Below are 17068 nucleotides of genomic sequence, written 5' to 3'. Positions count from 1 at the left end.
GTCCTGCCCGGCTACGGCACCGTCCCCGCCGGCTGGGCCCGGGAACGCATCGGCGCCGGGACGAACGCCGAGGACCGGAACTTCAACCTCTGGCTCCGCCGGGTCTACACCCACCCCGGCGCCGGCGAGCTCGTCGCCATGGACTCCCGCGCCCGGCTCTTCCCGCCCGGGCACCGCCGCTTCATCCAGGCCCGCGACGATACCTGCCGCACCCCGTACTGCGACGCGCCCATCCGCCACCTGGACCACATCATTCCCTGGCACACCGGCGGCCCGACCACCACGGACAACGCCGCCGGACTTTGCGAAGCCTGCAACCACACCAAAGAAAACCCCGGCTGGAAAGCACGCCCCAGCCCTGAAGCCGCACCCGGATCCGCCTTGAGCATCGGCGCGAGGCACACCCTCGAACTCACCACCCCCACCGGCCACACGTACCGTTCCACAGCGCCGCCCCTGCCCGGAACGCCTGCCGGCGAAGCGAGCGCGGATTCCCGCCGCCAGCGCCGCGACGAGCGGCATCGCGCGAAGACGCTCAAGCGTATGCGGCACTCAGGCTCACTGGCGGCCTGAGCGTCGAACGGATCTCAAGCTGTCCAGGCTTGCACGTACAAAAAAGCCGCCCGCCGATCAGAATGATCAGCGGGCGGCTTTAGGGCAACTCGTCGGCGGGCTTTAGCGCGCGCCGATCTCCTCCGGCTCGGGCTCGCTGTCGGCCGAAGCTGAGGCTGAAGCCGCGGGCCGGAGCTTGGCGCCCTCGACATCGACGTCCGGCAGGATCCGGTCCAGCCAGCGGGGCAGCCACCACGCCTTCTCGCCGAGCAGGTACATCACGGCAGGAACAATCGTCATGCGGACCACAAACGCGTCCACCAGGACACCGAAGGCCATCGCGAAGCCAAGCGGCCGGACCATGTTCAGGTGCGAGAAGATGAAGCCGGCGAACACGCTGACCATGATGATGGCGGCGGCGGTGACTACGGACGCGGCATGGCTGAAGCCGGTGCGGACCGCATGCCGGGCCGATTCCCCGTGCATGAAGGACTCACGCATGCCCGAGGTGATGAACACCTGGTAGTCCATGGCCAGCCCGAACAGCACGCCGATCAGGATGATTGGCAGGAAGCTCAGCACGGCGCCCGGGTTTTCGACGCCGAACACCGTTCCCAGCCAGCCCCACTGGTAGACCGCGACGACGGCTCCGAAGGCGGCCGCGAGCGAGAGCAGGAAACCGCCCGTGGCCAGCAGCGGCACCACGATGGAGCGGAACACGAGCAACAGCAGGATCAGGGACAGCCCGACGACGATGGCCAGGTACGGGGGCAGGGCATCGCCGAGTTTGGCGGAGACGTCGACGTTGCCGGCGGTCTGGCCCGTGAGGCCGATGCTGACCCCGGTGGAATCCTTGATGCGGTCCTTTTCGGCGCGCAGCTCGGAGACAACCTGGACAGTGCTCGCGCTGGCCGGGCCCTCCCGCGGGATGACCTGGAACACCGCGGTGCGGCGGTCCTCGCTCAGCGCCACAGGAATGGCGGCGGTGACGTTGCCAGTGCCGCGGAGGATGTCGGCGACGTCGAGCTGCTTGGCGGTGGCTTCCTCCGCGCTCAGGCCGGCCGGGAAGTCGCCCACCACCACGATCGGGCCTGTCATGCCTTCGCCGAAGCTGCGGCCGGTGACGTCATAGGCCTTGAACGCCTGCGACTCCACAGGCTCGGACCCGCCGTCGGGCAGGGCCAGCCGCAACTGGCTGGCCGGCAGCGCCACGATGCCCAGCAGCAGGACGCCGGCCAGCAGTGCCAGGACCGGGTGCCGGGTGACGAGTCCGCCCCAGCCCTGTTTGCTGCGGCGTTCGTCGCGGGCACGGTCCGCGCTCTCGTGGCCGGGGGCGGCGTTGTGCTTTTCCGCCTTGGCCCAGACCCGGCGGGAGATGAGCCGGGGCCCGATCAGGGACAGCACGGCGGGGGTGAGGGTCAGGGCGACAACGACGGCGACTGCCACCGTTGCGGCGGCGGACAGGCCCATCACGGCCAGGAAGGGAAGGCCCGGGATCACGAGGGCCGCGAGGGCGATGATGACGGTCAGGCCCGCGAACAGCACCGCGTTGCCCGAGGTGCCGGTGGCGAGGGCGACGGATTCCTCGCCGTCCATGCCGGCCAGGAGCTGGCCGCGGTGACGATTGACGATGAACAGGGAGTAGTCGATGCCGACGGCGAGGCCCAGCATAAGCGCCAACATCGGGGAGATGGAACTCATGTTGACGGCGCCGCTGAGGGCAAAGGTGCCGCCGACGCCCACCGCCACACCGACCAGGGCCATCAGCAGGGGGAGCCCGGCGGCGATCAGGGTTCCCAGCATGACGATGAGCACCAGCGCCGCGATGGCGATGCCGAGGATCTCCGAGATGCCGAACAACTCCGAAACATCCTCCGTAATTTCCTTGCTGGCCAGGGCGGTCACGCCGGCGGAGGAGACTTCGTGGGCGATGTCCTGGACCTGCTGGCGCACGGCGGGGGCCAGCCCGTTGATCGAGGTCTTGAACTGGACCTGGGCGATTGCCGCAGTGCCGTCCTCGGACACGAACCGCATGCCCTGCGAGGCCTCCAACTGGCGTTTGGCCAGGGCCAGCTTGGCCGCGCCGGCCTCGAGTTCCTTGGTCCCGGCGTCGAGCTTCTCCTGGCCCGCGGCGAGGGCAGCCTTCTGCTGGCCAAGCTGGGCGTCGATGGCCCCGGCGGACATGCCGGCCGCGGTCATCTGCTGCTCGGCGGCGGCCAGCTGGGCCTTGCCGGCGGCCAGTCGGGCGGCCGATGCGTCCAGCTGCGCCTGTCCAGCGGATGCCTGCTGCTCGCCGGCGGCAAGGTCCGTGACGGCCTTGTCCAGCTGGGCCTGGGTGACGAACGGGTCCACGGTGCCCTGAACATCGGGGAGGGCTTTCAGCTTGGTCAGCGCAGCCGAGACCGCGTCCTTGCCGGCCTGCGTGAACTGGCCGTTCTGCGACTCGAACACGATGCCGGCCGAGCCGCCGGAGGACTTGGGCAGCTCCTGCTTCAGCTTGTCCGCCATCTGCTGGGTTTCAGTGCCGGGGATCTGGAAGTTGTTGGACATGGTGCCGTGGAAGGCCGCAGCCGCGCCGCCGACGGCCATCAGGACGGCGAGCCAGAGGGAGATGACGAGCCAGCGGTGGCGGTAGGAGAACTTGCCGAGACGGTAGAGCAACAGGGCCATGTCAGTGCCGATCTGGGGAAGGGGTGGCGGGGGAGTGGGACGCGAATCCGGAGCCGAGGAGGCCCATGGAATCGATCAGGAGCTGGCGCAGGACGGACAGGGACTCGGGGGCCAGGTCGCCGCCGCAGCGGGCAAACCAGACATCCATGGCGGCTTTTCCGCACGAGATGACGGAGCCGGCGAGGGCGCGGAGGTAGAGCTCGTCGACGTCGCCGGCCGCCGTCAGCGCAAAGCGTTCGCGGGCGGCGTCGATGATCTGTTCGGTGCAGTGGTCCCAGGCTTCCAGCTCGGAGCGGCTGAGCTGGGGGTTGGTCTGGCCCAGGCTGTAGAGCTCGGCCACCGGTGCGACGGTCATGGGATCGGCCAGTTCAACGAGGGCAGCGCGGGCCGATTCCAGGATGGGCTCGCCTGCCGGGCGGAGCCGGAACTGCTGAAGTGCCGTGTCCAGGAAGCCGAACGTCACCGAGGCGAGCGCCGCCTCGGTGCTGCCGAAGTAGTTGAAGAACGTGCGCCGGGAGATCCCGGCGGCGTCAGCGATGTCCTCCACCGTGAAGTTTCCGGGTCCCCGCGTGCGGAGCAGGTCCATGGCGGCGTCCGTGATGGCCTGCCGGGTAGCGGCCTTGTTCAGTTCGCGGCGCGAGGGGACACCGAGGTCGCCGGATGCGGCGGCGTGGGCGGCGGAGGGGGAGGGCGATGGGGACACGCGCTTACACTACGTGCATGTTTGCACTCTGGGCAAGTATTTTCCAGGGGCGGTGGGGCTGGCAGGATCGGCGCTCAAGGCTTGAGCTGGGCTGCCGCGTCGCCGGAATTGGTCAGGTAGATCGACTGGCCCGTTGCCCCGGGCTCATTCTGCGAGAGCGGCATGGCAAAAACGGCTGTGCCGTAAGCGCAGATCTCCGTCCAGTTCTGCCCGATCGCCGATGTATCGAAGCGCATGGCAACGATGGCGTTCGCGCCGCGCTGCTCGGCCTCGGCCACCATCCGGGCCATGACATCCTGCCGGCTGTCGTAGAGGGCCCTCGTCATTTCCAGCACCTCGCCGCCGCCCAGGGAACGGAAGCCCGCCATGAGCTGGGCCGTGATGTCCCGGGAGCGGACGGTCAGGCCCATGACTTCGCCGAAGACGGCGTCGATCCGGTGGCCCGGGATGTCATTCGAAGTGACGATCAGCATGCCCAGAGCCTATCCACCTTTGCCGCCATTTTGCCCTCTTTTTGCCCTCTGAGCGTCCCTGCCGGATTCACAGGAAAGTGAAAGCTGGGAAACAGCTATCTCTGCTGGGTCAGGTGCAGACTGAAGATGCTCGTGGAGCAGCCTTCCCCGGACGAACCATCAGCTTCAAGCGCCGTCACCGCGCGGCAGATCCAGGAGACAGCAGATGTCACGCACAACGAAAATCGCGCTCGGCCTCGGGGCGGCGGCCGTGGCACTGGGCGCAGGGCTCGGAGTCGCCGGGATGGCCTCCGCCACCACGACGCCGACGCCCGCCCCGACACCCAGCTCGAGTGCTCCCGGGAACAACTTCGCCGACGGCTACGGCATGCGCGGTGGACATCGCGGCCACGGCGGTGCGGAGTTCGGCTCCCGCGCCAAAGAACTCGCCGCCAAGCTCGGCGTCGACGAGGCGAAGGTCACCGACGCCCTGAAGACTTTCCGCGAAGCCAACAGGCCGGCCACCCCGCCGGCCCCAGGGCAGAAGCCGGACCGCGCCGCGATGGAGAAGGCCCTGGCCGCGTCCCTGGCGAAGTCGCTCGGCATCGATGAAGCCAAGGTCACCGCTGCCCTGGAGGAATTGCGTACCGCGGAACAGGCCAATCACGCCGCGGCACTGAAGCCCCGGCTGGACCAGGCCGTCAAGGACGGCACCCTGACCCAGGCAGAAGCGGACGCAGTCACCAAGGCCGCCGAAAAGGGAGTGATCGGCGGACACTAGGTCCGGGCGGACTCGGGCCGAGGCCGATTAAAGCCGAAGCCGGTAAACCAGAGAAGTCCCCGGGGATTCCCGGGGACTTCTCTGGTGAACACTCGTTCTGTTGTTACGCCCTGGCGTCAGCCAGTTCCCGCTCGTCCCGTCCTGCCGCGGGAGTGGCGGCGGCGGAGGGGTCGACGGCCGCGGTGCCATCGACGTCGTCGACGTCGTCGCTAAACGGATCGCCGTTCCGCGGCGCGTTGTACAGCGTTTCGTCCAGGATGCCCTGGCGCTTGGCCACGATCGCCGGGATCAATGCCTGCCCGGCCACGTTGACGGCGGTGCGTCCCATGTCCAGGATCGGGTCGATGGCCAGCAGCAGGCCGACGCCGGCCAGCGGCAGTCCCAGCGTGGAGAGCGTCAGCGTCAGCATCACGACGGCGCCCGTAGTGCCGGCGGTCGCGGCAGAGCCGAGCACGGACACCAGTGCGATCAGCAGGTACTGGGTGAAGTCGAGCTGGATGCCGAAGAACTGGGCCACGAAAATCGCCGCCACGGCCGGGTAGATCGCCGCGCAGCCGTCCATCTTGGTGGTCGCGCCGAGCGGCACGGCGAAGGAGGCGTAGGCGCGGGGGACACCCAGGCTTCGTTCGGTCACGCGCTGGGTCAGCGGCAGGGTGCCGATCGAGGAGCGGGAGACGAAGGCCAGCTGCACGGCCGGCCACACGCCGGAGTAGTACTGCTTGATGGACAGTCCGTGGCTGCGGATCAGCACGGGGTAGACCACGAACAGCACGAGCGCCAGGCCGATGTAGATCGCCACGGTGAACTTGCCGAGCGAGCCGATGGTGTCCCAGCCGTAGACGGCCACGGCGTTGCCGATCAGGCCGATCGTGCCCAGCGGCGCGATCCGGATGATCCACCAGAGGACCTTCTGGATGACGGCGAGGGCGGAGGCGTTCAGGGCCAGGAACGGCTCGGCCGCCTTGCCCACTTTCAGCGCGGCGATGCCGACGGCGATCGCGATTACCAGGATCTGGAGGACGTTGAAGCTCACGGCGGTGGTGGCGACGCCGTCAGTGACGGTGGTGGTCGCGCCGAGGCCCAGGAAGTTCTTCGGGAACAGCCCGGTCAGGAAGGCCCACCAGTCACCGGACTTGCCGGCGTACTTCGCTTCCTGGCTGATGCCGGTTCCGGCGCCGGGCTGCAGCAGCACGCCCAGGCCGATGCCGATCAGCACGGCGATTAGCGAGGTGATCGCGAACCAGAGCAGCGTGTTCCAAGCCAGCCGGGCCGCGTTGGAAACGGCGCGCAGGTTGGAAATTGAGCTGACGACGGCGGTGAAGATCAGGGGGACCACGGCGGTCTGCAGCAGCGAGACGTAGCTCGAGCCGATGGTCTGCAGCGTGGTGCCGAGGGCGTTGGGGTTGGCCTTGGTGCTGCCGGTGTACTTGGCCAGCAGGCCAAGGCCCAGGCCGACGATCAGGGCGGCAATGATCTGGAAGCCGAACGAGCCGGCCCATTTGGGCAGCTGGAACCCGGTCTTTCCAGCGGGTGCGGGGGTGCTTGTCTGAGTGGTCACCGGAACACGCTAGGACCGTTGCCAATAGCATGACGAACGGATGTTGAGAAATGTTACGGCGCCACGGGTGGCCCCGCGCCGCGGAATGCCCGGGCTTGCCGCGCCGGCAGGGGCTTTTGTGAAGTTATTCCGGCAAGCGGTGTGGTGATTGTCTCGTCGCCGGGCGGCCCGGGCCGCCCGGTGAGGCGCGAGATGACGGTTCGCGGCAGTGCTCTGGAGACACACTGCCGCGAACTGCCATCCCGACAGCCCCCGGAATCCGGCTTACCCCAGGAGCGCGCGCTTGAGAGTGTCCAAGCCCACCGAACCGATGTTCAGGGCCTTCGTGTGGAAGGCCTTGAGGTCGAAGCCGGGGCGGGATTCCAGCTCTTCCCGGATCTGCTCCCACAGCCGCTGGCCCACCTTGTAGGACGGGGCCTGTCCCGGCCAGCCCAGGTAGCGGGTGAACTCGAACTTCAGCTGCCCCTCGCTGATCGGCAGGTTGGCGCGGAGGAAGTCAAAGCCCTTCTCCGAGGTCCAGATGCCGCTGCCCCAGCGCTCGGGGACTTCGAGTTCCAGGTGCACGCCGATGTCGAACACCACGCGGGCCGCACGCATGCGCTGCATGTCCAGCATGCCCATGTGGTCGCCGGGATCATTGAGGTAGCCGAGCTCCTGCATGAGCTTCTCCGCGTAGAGTGCCCAGCCTTCGCCATGGCCCGAGGTCCAGCACACGCTGCGGCGCCACTTGTTCAGCAGCTCCCGGCGGTAGGTGGCGGTGGCGACCTGGAGGTGGTGGCCGGGCACGCCCTCGTGGTACACGGTGGTGGTTTCGGCCCACGTGGTGAAGGTGTCTTCACCGGCCGGCACGGACCACCACATGCGGCCCGGGCGGCTGAAGTCCTCCGAGGGTCCCGTGTAGTAGATGCCGCCTTCATCGGTGGGCGCGATCCGGCACTCCAGCGTTTTCATGACGTCCGGGATCTCGAAGTGGACGCCGGCGAGCTCCGCGACGGCTTTGTCGGACAGTTCCTGCATCCAGGCCTGGAGGGCGTCAGTGCCCTTGAGCTGGCGGGCGGGATCGTTGTTGAGGATCTCTTTCGCTTCCTCCACCGTGGCGCCGGACCGGATTTCGCCTGCCACCCGTTCCTGTTCGGCGATGAGGCGGTCGAGTTCCTGGACGCCCCATGCGTAGGTTTCCTCCAGGTCCACGGTGGCGCCGAGGAAGTCCCGGGAGGCCAGGGCGTAGCGGGTGCGGCCCACAGCGTCCTTGGCCGGGGCGACGGGCAGGAGCTCGGACTCGAGGAAACCTGCGAGCCGGGAGTACGCCACCCGGGCAGCTGCCGCGCCGGCGTCGAGCCGGGACTGCAGTTCCGCCGGGAGTGGGCCGTCCGCGGTCTTGGCGCCGGCGGCGAGCTTGGCGAAGAAGCCGTCGTCCGCGGCGTGCTTGGTGGCCTGCTCGATCACGATCGAAACCTGGCGGGCCGCGGCCACTTTGCCGTCCTGCATCGCCGAACGCAGCGACTCGATGTAGCCGTCGATGGCGGCGGTGACATTGTGGGCCCGGCCCGCGATGTGCTCCCACTGCCCGGCGGTATCCGTCGGCATGAGGTCAAAGATTGCGCGGATGTCCTGGGACGGGGAGGCGATGTTGTTCAGATCGGCCGTGGCCCAGCCCGATTCGTGGATTTCCAGCTGCAGGCCCAGCCGCTCGCGCATGGCGTCGAGCGTGACGGCGTCGACGTCGTCAACCGGCTCCAGCCCGTCCAGCGCCGCAAGTGCCTCGCGGGCGGCGGCCGCGAATTCCTCGTGGCCGGCGGGGGAGAAGTCCTGGTACTCCGTCTCGTGCCCGGGCAGGCCGAGTTCGGTGGCGAAGCTCGGGTTAAGCCGGATCAGGGTGTCCGTGTAGGCGTCGGCGACGGCGTCAATGGCCGTCTGCTGGCGCGCGGGGGCAGTGTTGTCTGAGGCGATGATTTCGGTAGTCACCCGACGAGACTAGCCCGGCCGCCGCGGTTATGAAAGAGTCACTGAACTTTTTCGCGCGCAACTCTCCCGTGCAGATTTCGGCTGCGGGCAGGCCTTGCCAGGACGCTGAACCGCGTCGGCTCAGCCCAGGCTGCGGCGCCAGGCCTGCGGACCGGGCCTCGGCGCCAGCCGAAGCTGCTGCCGGCGGACCCAGTGCCGGACGCCGGGGCTTTCCGGTGCCGCCTGCTGGGTCTGCCCCAGGGACAGCACGACGGCGGTCAGCGCCGCCAGCTCTTCCGGCGTCGGTTCGCCCTTCACGACTGAGAGAAGCGGCGAGTCGAGGCTGTCGGCGGGTCCTTCTGGCCGTGGGCCCACGCCGGCGAGGGACCCGGCCTGAGCTTGCGAAGGCTGGGAGCCGGTGGGGACTTGCGAGGTTAGGGGGCGGGTGGGGATCACAGCGGGATGTTCCCGTGCTTCTTGGCGGGCAGGGCTGCCCGCTTGTCCCGGAGGGCGCGCAGGCCCTTGATGATCTGCAGCCGGGTCTCGGACGGTGCGATGACGGCGTCCACGTAGCCGAGCTGGGCGGCCTGGTAGGGGTTGAGCAGCTCTTCCTCGTACTGGCGGATCACCTCGGCGCGCTTGGCCTCGACGTCGCCGCCGTCCTCGGCCACCGCGGCGAGTTCGCGGCGGTACAGGATGTTCACGGCACCCTGGGCGCCCATGACGCCGATCTGGGCGGTGGGCCAGGCCAGGTTGAGGTCCGCGCCGAGCTTCTTGGAGCCCATCACGATGTAGGCCCCGCCGTAGGCCTTGCGGGTGATCACGGTCAGCTTGGGCACGGTGGCCTCGGCATACGCGTAGAGCAGCTTGGCGCCGCGGCGGATGATGCCCTGGAACTCCTGGTCCTTGCCCGGCAGGAAGCCCGGCACGTCCACGAGCGTGATGATGGGGATGTTGAAGGCATCGCAGTGCCGGACGAAGCGGGCGGCCTTTTCCGAGGCCGCAATGTCCAGGGTGCCGGCGAACTGCATGGGCTGGTTGGCCACGATGCCCACCGTGTGGCCCTCGACCCGGCCGTAGCCGATGATCACGTTCGGGGCATAGAGGGACTGCATCTCGAGGAAGTGGGCGTCGTCGACAATTTGCTCGATGACCTTGCGCATGTCGTACGGTTGGTTGGCCGAGTCCGGGATCAGCGCGTCCAGGGCGAGGTCGTCGTCGTCGACCTCCAGTTCCTGCTGGTGCTCCAGCACCGGGGCCTCGGCGAGGTTGTTGGAGGGCAGGAAGTCGAGCAGTTCGCGGACGAACTCGACGGCGTCGGCCTCGTCGGAGGCCAGGTAAGTCGAGGTGCCGGTGTTGGCGTTGTGCTGCCGGGCGCCGCCGAGGGTTTCCATGTCCACGTCTTCGCCGGTGACGGTCTTGATGACGTCCGGGCCGGTGATGAACATGTGCGAGGTCTTGTCCACCATGACCACATAGTCGGTCAGGGCGGGGGAGTAGGCCGCGCCGCCGGCGGAGGGGCCCATGATCAGCGAGATCTGCGGGACGACGCCGGAGGCGTGGACGTTGTTGCGGAAGATGTCCGCGAACATCGCCAGGGAGGCGACACCCTCCTGGATGCGGGCACCGCCGCCGTCGAGGATGCCCACCACGGGGCAGCCGTTGCGCAGCGCGAACTCCTGGACCTTGACGATCTTTTCGCCGTTGACCTGGCTCAGCGAGCCGCCGTAGACGGAGAAATCCTGGCTGTAGACCGCAACCGGGCGGCCGTCCACCGTGCCGTAGCCGGAGACGAGGCCGTCGCCGAGGGGCTTCTTCTTCTCCATGCCGAACGCGGTGGAGCGGTGCACGGCCAGCGCATCGAATTCGACGAAGGAGCCGGCGTCCAGCAACAGGTCGATGCGCTCGCGGGCGGTGTTCTTGCCGCGCGCGTGCTGCTTGGCGATCGCTTCCGGGCCGGAGGGCTGTTCGGCACGGGCCTGGCGGTCGCGGAAATCTGCAATCTTTCCCGCAGTCGTGGTCAGATCGTGGCTCATCAAGTTTCTCCGGCTCTGTCGCAAGGTTGTACGGCGCCCGTCGCGTGGGGTCCTTTGGCTGGAATCCACAAAAGCAGGGCTCTGCTGGCAAGTCTAGTGACGGTATTGGCCCGTGCCGCTGTAGGGAACCTACAATTTTCCCGCCGCGAAACTCCCTCACCGCTTTGTTACCCGCCAGTAACATTGGTCGGCTAGAGTGTGGGCATGACTTCAAGCAACGATGCTTCGGGCACCGCCGCAGGGCCGTACCAGGCCGCCGGTTCCCTCCAGGGCCGCACTGTCCTCATCTCCGGGGGCAGCCGTGGCATCGGCCTGGCCATCGCGCTCCGCGCGGCCCGGGACGGCGCCAACATCGTCCTGATGGCCAAGACCGGTCAGCCCCACGCCAGGCTGGAGGGCACCGTGTATACCGCCGCCGAACAGATCGAGGCCGCCGGCGGCCAGGCCCTGCCGCTGGTCGGCGACGTGCGCAACGACGCCGACGTCGCCGGTGCAGTCGGCGCCGCCGTGGACCACTTTGGCGGGATCGACGTCGTCATCAACAATGCGTCGGCGATCGACCTCTCCACCACCGACGATGTGGACATGAAACGCTACGACCTCATGCAGGACATCAACGTGCGCGGGACGTTCCTGCTCTCGAAGATGGCGCTGCCGGCCCTGCGCGCCTCCGGGGCCGGGCACATCCTCACGCTCTCCCCGCCCTTGAACCTGGATCCGAAGTGGGCCGGCCTGCACCTGGCCTACACCATGGCCAAGTACGGCATGAGCCTGACCACGCTGGGGCTGGCCGAGGAGCTCAAGGCCGACGGCGTCGCCGTGAACTCACTCTGGCCGTGTACCTTGATCGACACCGCGGCGATCCGCAACATGCCCGGCGGCGACATGATCGTTAAGGGCGCCCGCAGCCCCGAAATCATGGCCGACGCCGCCCACGCCGTGCTGACCGGCGGCAACGCTGTCCCCGCCCACGGCAGCCGGAGCGGTAACTTCTACACCGATGAACAGGTTCTCGCGGCGGCAGGGGTGACGGACTTCAGCCCGTACAGCCTCGGCGCGCCGGAGGCCCTGCTGGTCCCGGACATCTTCCTCTGAACTTGCTGGGTGTTTTGCGGCCGTCTGCCCCGCGGAATTTCCCCTCATTTCGCGGCCGGGCGCCGGAATCAGCGGTGTGTCCGGCCGACACGCCGGACATCCCGGCCAAAGGTGGGGAGTTTCGGCGGAGGCATGTGAGGCAGACGGCCGGGGCCCCGGTGCGCTTTCCTCGGTAGGATTCAAGGATGGAAACCGCGCAGGAAACCCCGGACCGTCCGCCCCTGGACCTGAGTGCCCTCAGCGATGAGGCGTTCCTGTCCGCGAACGGAATTCCGCGCCTGACGGTGCTTGAGTCCACCGGCTCCACCAACGCTGATCTCCTCCGCGGGGTGACCGAGGATCCCGGCGCGTGGCCGGACCTGTCAGTGCTGACCGCCGAGTACCAGAGCGACGCGCGCGGCCGGCTCGACCGCCGGTGGGAGGCGCCGGCCCGCAGTTCGGTCTCCGTCTCCCTGGTGCTCCTGCCAGTCAACGCGGCCGGCCGGCCGCTGCCGACCCACAGGTACTCCTGGCTCTCCCTCCTGGCCGCCCTCGCCCTGCGTGAGGCCCTGACGGAAACGGCAGGCCTTCCGGCGGAACTCAAATGGCCCAACGACGTCCTGGTCCGGGGCCGGAAAATCGCCGGCATCCTGGCCCAGCTCGGCCCGCTCGGCGCCGGCGGCGCGCCGCCGGTCATCCTCGGCACCGGCCTGAACGTCACGCTGACGGAGCCCGAACTCCCGGTTCCCACCGCCACCTCCGTGCTGCTGGAGAATCCCGACACAGTGGACCGGACGGAGCTCCTGAAGAGCTACCTGTCCCGCTTCGCCACCCTGTACCGGAGTTTCTGCAACGCCGACGGCGACCCCACCGCCGGCATGGCCGGTGGCCCGTCGCTGCACAAACGCGTGGAGCACCTCCTCTCAACCCTCGGCAAGCAGGTCCGGGCCCAACTCCCGGGCGACCACGAGATCATTGGCCACGCCACGCGCCTGGACGAATACGGCTCACTCCTGGTGGTCGATGCCGCGGGCCATGAACATGTGGTGACCGCCGGCGACGTCGTGCACCTGAGGCCGTGGAACCCGGCCGGGACCGGCGGCCAGGGCACCGGCAGCGGCGGAGCAGAAAGCGGCTATGCGTAGAGTGCTCCTGCCGGGAGAGCAAGTGATTGTGGTGACCCGGCCCCAGCCCAGGATGCTCATTGTCCCGGCGCTGATGTTCATTGTTGTTCCGGCCTTGGCCGCGTACGCCTGCGCCTGGGTTGTCAAAGGCGGTCCGGCGCGGCTCGTCCCCCTCGTCCCGAAAGAGTGGACGCCCTGGCTCCTCGCCGTGTGCCTGGCGTTGGCGGCGTGGGTGCTGCTGGGCTATTGCCTCCCGCGGGTCATTGCGTGGCACGCCACCCGCTACATCCTCACCAGCCAGCGCATAGTTGCCCGATACGGCATGTTACGGCGGCGCGATGAACAGATACCCCTCGCCGCCGTCCGGCATGTGGCCATTGAGCAATCCTTGTTGCAGCGCCTATTGCACTCCGGGAATATATCCTTGGAGACCGGGTACCCCCTTGGAACGGTGGTCCCCGATGTCCCGGAGGTCGCGACATTCCGTAATTTCCTGCTGGACGCCATCGACGACCTCCCGCAGGGCGAGGCGTCCGGCGCCGATGGCATGACCTACAACCCGGGCGAGGCCTGGCCGTGGGAGACGAGAGAAGGTGGAAGAGATGAACGCTGAGAACGTCCACCAGGACATCGATCTCGCTGCCCCGGATTTGCCCCGGGAGCCCGAGGACGCCGCCGGTTCGGCTGCCGCCGACAGCGACGCCGGGACCGCCTTCGGCGCCCAAGCCGGCGCGCTCATCGAACCCGCCGCCGAACCCGAACTCGAACCCGACGAAGTCGAGCCCAACGAACCCGCCGCCGAACCTGAACCCGACGAAGTCGAGCCCGACGAACCCGCCGCCGAACCCGTGGCACCGCCCACCGGCACGATGTCCGCTGAACGGCTTGCTGCCAAGGCCCTGGAAGCGCGGCTGCTGGGCGGAGAACGCAAGCTTCGGCGTCGTGAAGTCGCCGCCGGTGCGGGGCTCTCGCTGCTCTCTGCCCGGAAACTTTGGCGCGCCCTGGGTTTTCCCAACCTCGGGGATGAAGATGTCGCCTTCACCGAGCGTGACCAGGCCGCCCTGTCCACCATCGTGGACCTGGTGCGCGACGGCAAGCTCACCGAGGAAGCCGCAATCTCCATCACCCGGGCCATCGGCCAGATGACCGACCGGATGGTGGTGTGGCAGATCGAGGCCCTCGTGGAGGACATGGTCCAGGAACATGGCGTGACTGACGCCGTCGCCCGCAAGCGGCTCGTCAGCGAGTTGCCGAACCTGATCGACCCCCTCGAGGAGATGCTCGCCTACTCCTGGCGCCGCCAGCTCAACGCCGGTGTGCAGCGCCTGGCCGTCCGGGCCGAAGCCGGGCTGCAGTCCAGCGAAGAGGGCCGCGAAGGCGACGAGGACGATGCGCCCCTGCCGTTGGCCCGGGCGGTCGGCTTCGCCGACCTTGTCTCGTACACCAGCCTGTCCCGCCGGATGAACGAGAAGACGCTCGCCCAGCTGGTGCAGCGCTTCGAGAACAAGTGCGCCGAAATCATCTCGGTCGGCGGCGGCCGGCTGGTCAAGACCGTCGGCGACGAGGTCCTGTACATTGCCGAGACTCCGGCGGCCGGCGCCGAGATTTCCCTGGCCCTGTCCCGCGCCTTCACCGACGACGAGATCCTGCCCCAGGCCCGCGTGGCCATGGTCTGGGGCCGCATCCTCTCCCGCCTCGGCGACATCTACGGACCCACCGTCAACCTCGCCGCCCGCCTGACGGCTCTCGCGGACCCTGGAACCGTGCTGGTGGATTCGATGACCGCGGCCGCGCTGGAGCAGGACGAACGCTTCGTCCTGGTGCCCCGGCCGGCCGAGGACGTCCGCGGGTTCGGTGAAATCCACCCGGTGCAGCTGCAGCCCGGCAGCGGCCGGGGCCTGATCCTGGACTGAACGCCGGATCAGCCCGGCGGCAGGCCGTGGCGGGCTTCTCAGCTGAGCGGCGCATATGCAATAGTCGGACCGGCAGTTGCGATCCGGCCGGGTTGTGAACGCCGTCAACCCCCGCGCACCAGTGAAGCCGCGCACCACTGTATTGAGGACCGCCATGAACCCATCGCCAGACGCCCCCATCCCGCCCTCGGACGGAAAACAGGGACCGCTACTGCGCTGCGGGTACGGCACGGACCGGGGACTGCGCCGCGAGGCGAACGAGGACTCCTTCATTGCCGCGGACCCCGTCTTCGCCGTGGCGGATGGCATGGGCGGGCACGAGGCCGGCGAAGTTGCCAGCAGCATCTGCGTGCGCACCCTGGCCGAGCTGCCACAGTCCAAGACCGGCAGCCGGGATGCGACGGCGGACATCCTGCAGGAGTACCTGCTCATGGCCGATGCGGGCATCCGTCACGCCACCGGATCGCGTGCCGGAACCACACTGTCCGGCGTCGTGGTGGTGGAACAACAGGACGTTCCGTACTGGCTTGTCCTCAACATCGGAGACTCCCGCACGTACCGGTACAGCCACGGCCAGCTCGCACAGATCAGCGTGGACCATTCCGAAGTCCAGGAACTCCTCGACACCGGCCAGATCACCGAGGCCGAGGCCGCCGTGTACCCCCGCAGGCACGTGGTGACACGGGCGCTGGGAACCGGGGATGACTCCGAGGCCGACTTCTGGCTGGTTCCCCTTGAAGACGGCGACCGGATGCTGGTCTGCTCCGACGGCCTCAACGGCGAACTCAGCGATGAGAAGATCGCCGGCATCCTCGCGGCCGAGGCCGACCCCCAGGCGGCCGTGGACGAACTGATCCAGGCGGCCTTGCGCAGCGGCGGCCGGGACAACATCACGGCGATCGTGGTCGACGCCCGGACTGCAAACGTGGACGAGCCAGCCTGACCTCGCGGTCAGCGTCAGACCGAATTCGCGGTTCGTCCCTTAGGATCGCGGGCATGGGGACTAAGCCGGATCGAAGGAAAGCAGCGGGCACTGCCGCAACCCTGATTGGAGGGTCCGCGGAAATAATGGACTTCCTGATCCCGCTCTGGGGCGGCATTGAACTCGGCATCGGGCCAAGCGCGATCGGAGCCCTCGTCGCCGTCGAGCTCGTCGTCTCGGTGATCGCACGTCCGATTTCCGGCTGGCTGGTGGACACCCGGGTGCGAACGACAGCGGCTGCGGCCGGAGCCGTGCTCTACGCGGTGAGCTGCGTCGGCTACGCCGTCGCGACGTCGCTGCCGCTCGCCTTCGCCGCTGCAATTGTTGGCGGTATCGGCGGCGCGTTCTTTTGGATTGCGGTCCGGGCCATCGCGGCCGAGTTCCTCGATCGCGACTCCGGCTCGCTGGCCGGGCTGCTGTCCTCCGAAGCACTAGGATCGTGGTTCTTCTGGATTCCAGCGATGGTTCTGCTGCCTCTGACCGGCTTCAGCGGGGTCTTCGGGACCCTCGCCGTTGCCTGTATTATCGCGGCGGTCCTGCTGCTCCGCGTGCCAAAGTTCCTGGCGCCACCGCAGGAGGAGCCGTTGGACGGGTTCCGGGGCGGCGGCAGGCGCCTCGCCCCGCTGCTGCTGATCGCGCTGATGACCGCAGTCGCCGAGGCCGGTGTGTCGCTGCTCCTGCTGCTTCACCTGCAGAAGGCGCTTGAGCTGGAGGTCTACCAGATTGCACTCATCTACCTGCCGGGCGGCATCGTGCTTACGGTTATGCCACGAGCGCTGCACCGGTTCGTTGAACGGCGGGGCCGGCGTACGGGATACGTCCTCGCGTCCGTCGCGTCGGCACTGACTGCGGCCGGCCTCGCGTTCACGCCCAGCCCGCTCGTGATCGCCGCGCTCTGGGTGCTCACGAGTGCCTCATGGGCGATCTTGCAGCCGATCCAGCGGGCAGTCGTAGCTGAGGTCAACCGGCACCGCGTGGGCCGCGGCATGAGCCTGCTGACCAACTCCGAGATGCTCGGGGCAGCAGCCGGGTCGCTGCTGGCGGGTCTGCTGTACGACGGTGGATCGTGGCAGCTCTCATGCCTGATCTTCGCGGGCATCATCCTCAGCGGAACCGTCCTTGGCCCACTCGCGCTCACGAAACTGGGCGTTCGCGACCGCCCGGCCGCCGATCTGGCCGCCGTCAACAGCGGCTAGCACGGCTCTCCACCGGCGCAGAATTCGTCCCCGGGCCGGGCGAGGTGTTCACCCGTTCGATCTGTGGCCGGACCGGACCCCGA

Annotated in this window: 15 protein-coding genes; 8 read left to right on the top strand and 7 right to left on the bottom strand. The window is 68.3% G+C overall.

The window, feature by feature from the left end:
- Nucleotides 1-573: HNH endonuclease (locus tag AC1DKN_RS13965; protein ID WP_476871596.1), on the top strand; the 573-nt coding region annotated here is incomplete at its 5' end.
- A gap of 102 nt (nt 574-675) precedes the next feature.
- On the opposite strand, the gene AC1DKN_RS13960 is transcribed toward AC1DKN_RS13965, so the two are convergent.
- From AC1DKN_RS13960 to AC1DKN_RS13950, 3 genes are all read right to left on the bottom strand, one after another.
- The gene (locus AC1DKN_RS13960; protein ID WP_476871595.1) at nt 676-3222 is read right to left on the bottom strand and encodes an MMPL family transporter; all 2547 of its coding nucleotides are present in this window, start codon (nt 3220-3222) and stop codon (nt 676-678) included.
- A gap of 1 nt (nt 3223) precedes the next feature.
- A complete protein-coding gene (locus AC1DKN_RS13955; RefSeq protein ID WP_476871594.1) occupies nt 3224-3925 on the bottom strand; it encodes a TetR/AcrR family transcriptional regulator in 702 nt (233 codons plus the stop codon).
- Between the two features lie 74 nt (nt 3926-3999).
- Nucleotides 4000-4398 (bottom strand): YbjQ family protein, encoded by a 399-nt coding sequence (locus AC1DKN_RS13950; protein ID WP_476871593.1) that lies wholly within the window; start codon nt 4396-4398, stop codon nt 4000-4002.
- Nucleotides 4399-4603: 205 nt separating this feature from the next.
- Between AC1DKN_RS13950 and AC1DKN_RS13945 the strand changes: the two genes are divergently transcribed.
- Entirely contained in the window at nt 4604-5158 is a 555-nt protein-coding gene (locus tag AC1DKN_RS13945) for a Clp protease N-terminal domain-containing protein (RefSeq protein ID WP_230008431.1), read from the top strand.
- Between the two features lie 103 nt (nt 5159-5261).
- On the opposite strand, the gene AC1DKN_RS13940 is transcribed toward AC1DKN_RS13945, so the two are convergent.
- The 4 genes from AC1DKN_RS13940 to AC1DKN_RS13925 form a co-directional block, all read right to left on the bottom strand.
- Nucleotides 5262-6716 (bottom strand): dicarboxylate/amino acid:cation symporter, encoded by a 1455-nt coding sequence (locus tag AC1DKN_RS13940; protein ID WP_476871592.1) that lies wholly within the window; start codon nt 6714-6716, stop codon nt 5262-5264.
- A 264-nt stretch (nt 6717-6980) separates the two neighbouring features.
- Nucleotides 6981-8681: a DUF885 domain-containing protein gene (locus AC1DKN_RS13935; protein ID WP_476849348.1), complete on the bottom strand. Its 1701-nt coding sequence runs from the start codon at nt 8679-8681 to the stop codon at nt 6981-6983.
- A 120-nt stretch (nt 8682-8801) separates the two neighbouring features.
- Nucleotides 8802-9035 (bottom strand): acyl-CoA carboxylase subunit epsilon, encoded by a 234-nt coding sequence (locus AC1DKN_RS13930; protein ID WP_459385969.1) that lies wholly within the window; start codon nt 9033-9035, stop codon nt 8802-8804.
- 77 nt (nt 9036-9112) lie between these two features.
- A complete protein-coding gene (locus AC1DKN_RS13925) occupies nt 9113-10696 on the bottom strand; it encodes an acyl-CoA carboxylase subunit beta (RefSeq protein ID WP_079551557.1) in 1584 nt (527 codons plus the stop codon).
- A 204-nt stretch (nt 10697-10900) separates the two neighbouring features.
- Between AC1DKN_RS13925 and AC1DKN_RS13920 the strand changes: the two genes are divergently transcribed.
- The 6 genes from AC1DKN_RS13920 (at nt 10901) to AC1DKN_RS13895 (ending at nt 16985) form a co-directional block, all read left to right on the top strand.
- Nucleotides 10901-11791 (top strand): SDR family oxidoreductase, encoded by an 891-nt coding sequence (locus tag AC1DKN_RS13920; RefSeq protein ID WP_476871591.1) that lies wholly within the window; start codon nt 10901-10903, stop codon nt 11789-11791.
- Nucleotides 11792-11976: 185 nt separating this feature from the next.
- The gene (locus AC1DKN_RS13915) at nt 11977-12915 is read left to right on the top strand and encodes a biotin--[acetyl-CoA-carboxylase] ligase (RefSeq protein ID WP_476859096.1); all 939 of its coding nucleotides are present in this window, start codon (nt 11977-11979) and stop codon (nt 12913-12915) included.
- Complete coding sequence (locus tag AC1DKN_RS13910) at nt 12908-13507, top strand: PH domain-containing protein (RefSeq protein WP_230007961.1); 600 nt, start codon at nt 12908-12910, stop codon at nt 13505-13507. Before AC1DKN_RS13915 ends, AC1DKN_RS13910 begins: the two co-directional genes overlap by 8 nt.
- Entirely contained in the window at nt 13497-14807 is a 1311-nt protein-coding gene (locus tag AC1DKN_RS13905) for an adenylate/guanylate cyclase domain-containing protein (RefSeq protein ID WP_476871590.1), read from the top strand. Before AC1DKN_RS13910 ends, AC1DKN_RS13905 begins: the two co-directional genes overlap by 11 nt.
- Before the next feature lie 154 nt (nt 14808-14961).
- Nucleotides 14962-15750: a PP2C family protein-serine/threonine phosphatase gene (locus tag AC1DKN_RS13900; protein WP_476859093.1), complete on the top strand. Its 789-nt coding sequence runs from the start codon at nt 14962-14964 to the stop codon at nt 15748-15750.
- A gap of 53 nt (nt 15751-15803) precedes the next feature.
- On the top strand, nt 15804-16985 hold the full coding sequence (locus AC1DKN_RS13895; protein ID WP_476871589.1) for an MFS transporter: 1182 nt from the start codon (nt 15804-15806) through the stop codon (nt 16983-16985).
- Nucleotides 16986-17068: the final 83 nt, after the last annotated feature.

This window comes from Arthrobacter sp. 01N444 (genome assembly GCF_056399305.1).
Note: the sequence above shows the minus strand (reverse complement) of the source record. Positions and strands in the feature narration are given on the sequence as shown.

What these genes read in the sequence shown, in the direction of transcription:
- AC1DKN_RS13945 (WP_230008431.1), top strand. Translation starts at nt 4,604, where the DNA reads ATGTCACGCACAACGAAAATCGCGCTCGGCCTCGGGGCGGCGGCCGTG.
- AC1DKN_RS13900 (WP_476859093.1), top strand. Translation starts at nt 14,962, where the DNA reads ATGAACCCATCGCCAGACGCCCCCATCCCGCCCTCGGACGGAAAACAG.
- AC1DKN_RS13925 (WP_079551557.1), bottom strand. Translation starts at nt 10,696, where the DNA reads ATGAGCCACGATCTGACCACGACTGCGGGAAAGATTGCAGATTTCCGC.
- AC1DKN_RS13915 (WP_476859096.1), top strand. Translation starts at nt 11,977, where the DNA reads ATGGAAACCGCGCAGGAAACCCCGGACCGTCCGCCCCTGGACCTGAGT.
- AC1DKN_RS13910 (WP_230007961.1), top strand. Translation starts at nt 12,908, where the DNA reads ATGCGTAGAGTGCTCCTGCCGGGAGAGCAAGTGATTGTGGTGACCCGG.
- AC1DKN_RS13895 (WP_476871589.1), top strand. Translation starts at nt 15,804, where the DNA reads ATGGGGACTAAGCCGGATCGAAGGAAAGCAGCGGGCACTGCCGCAACC.
- AC1DKN_RS13905 (WP_476871590.1), top strand. Translation starts at nt 13,497, where the DNA reads ATGAACGCTGAGAACGTCCACCAGGACATCGATCTCGCTGCCCCGGAT.
- AC1DKN_RS13920 (WP_476871591.1), top strand. Translation starts at nt 10,901, where the DNA reads ATGACTTCAAGCAACGATGCTTCGGGCACCGCCGCAGGGCCGTACCAG.
- AC1DKN_RS13950 (WP_476871593.1), bottom strand. Translation starts at nt 4,398, where the DNA reads ATGCTGATCGTCACTTCGAATGACATCCCGGGCCACCGGATCGACGCC.
- AC1DKN_RS13960 (WP_476871595.1), bottom strand. Translation starts at nt 3,222, where the DNA reads ATGGCCCTGTTGCTCTACCGTCTCGGCAAGTTCTCCTACCGCCACCGC.